Source organism: Vibrio sp. 1078-1, from assembly GCF_033340475.1.
The window spans coordinates 1-593 of sequence record NZ_JAWOWM010000600.1 but is presented as its reverse complement, the minus strand read 5'-3'; the positions used below and the strand labels follow the sequence as shown (position 1 = coordinate 593).

The 593-nt window shown below is 46.9% G+C and carries 1 protein-coding gene; it reads right to left on the bottom strand.

Annotated elements, in window-relative coordinates; all coding sequences use genetic code 11:
- On the bottom strand, window positions 1–593 hold a 593-nt coding region (locus R7190_RS29030; protein ID WP_411978104.1), incomplete at both ends, for a tetratricopeptide repeat protein.

Genomic DNA, 593 nt, shown 5'->3' with positions numbered 1-593 from the left:
GAATGGGCGAAGAATGCTTTTTAATTCGCTTCCCAATGGACTCCAACAGCAAATTAGCCAACGAAGTGTGGCCAACACCATTCAAGCAATAGGCCGTTTCAATTTTGACCATGGTTGAGAGCCAATAGGTGGTCGCACTTCCGGTGGTGTACTTAATGCTGGATATGGAGAGCAGCGCTTCGGAATACTCTTCTTGCAGACGATGTAATTTAGCGCGATACAAATGCGTTTGAGCGGCGAGGTTTTTGTCGCTTACTAGGATGCTGAGCTCTTCACATTCACCCAATAATTCGCTGGCTTCGGCCACGCGTTTTAGACTGATGTAACAGGCGAGCATATACAGTTTGTAACGCAAACGAAGTGAGCGACTGCTGATGGCATGATCAATCGCGTCGATCTTTTGGTAGTAACGTAGAGCACGGTTGTGATCGCCATAAGCATCGCATAAGTTGCCCATACCAATGATCGCTAAAACGTATTCGTCGATAAAACCGTATTCCACTGCGATGTTGGTGGAGGCGATGTACTCGGTGAGGGCAGAGTTGTAATCACCAACTTCAACTAAGCGTTCGCTTAAACTTGCTTTGACTGAC